Below are 697 nucleotides of genomic sequence, written 5' to 3' on the forward strand. Positions count from 1 at the left end.
GCCAAGGCATCCACCGTGTACGCTTAGTCACTTAACCATACAACCCAAACGGGTCTTTGTTTTGTGACAGTTTAACTTCGCCAGAAGTCAATATTGAATACTAAAGTAGATACCAATCAATCAACGTAAAACGTTAATCAAATGGCACTGAATGGTACTGCTACCATTCTTTTTTACTTTTGAAAACTCTTGATAAATACAAAGTATCTATCAGAATTTTATTATCAGCTTTTCCAAATTTTTAAAGAGCAAGAGATACAAAAACCTCTCAAAATTAAACACACTCTATTCTCAGGCGGTTAATGGCCCGATAAAGAATATTTATTTTTAAGAAGTAAAAGTGGTGGAGCTAAGCAGGATCGAACTGCTGACCTCCTGCGTGCAAGGCAGGCGCTCTCCCAGCTGAGCTATAGCCCCACATATGCTGGTACTTACTGTTTTAACCATCTTCTTGATTAGACAAGAAGTGGTGGGTCTGAGTAGATTTGAACTACCGACCTCACCCTTATCAGGGGTGCGCTCTAACCAGCTGAGCTACAGACCCAAAACAATAAGTGTTGTTCTCTTTACAATAACAATCATCTGTGTGGACACTACGAACAAATAAGTTCTAAATCGTATAAGGAGGTGATCCAGCCCCAGGTTCCCCTAGGGCTACCTTGTTACGACTTCACCCCAGTCATGAATCACTCCGTGG

2 tRNA genes and 1 rRNA gene are annotated in these 697 nt (G+C 41.0%); all 3 read right to left on the reverse strand.

Going from position 1 to position 697, the window contains the following annotated elements:
* Positions 1–341: 341 nt before the first annotated feature.
* Positions 342–417 (reverse strand) — tRNA-Ala (locus H5118_RS20395).
* Between the two features lie 50 nt (positions 418–467).
* Positions 468–544 (reverse strand) — tRNA-Ile (locus tag H5118_RS20400).
* Between the two features lie 76 nt (positions 545–620).
* Positions 621–697: ribosomal RNA gene (locus H5118_RS20405) — 16S ribosomal RNA — on the reverse strand; the annotation flags it as partial.

This window comes from Pseudoalteromonas sp. SR41-1, from assembly GCF_014164015.1.
GTDB lineage: Bacteria > Pseudomonadota > Gammaproteobacteria > Enterobacterales > Alteromonadaceae > Pseudoalteromonas > Pseudoalteromonas distincta.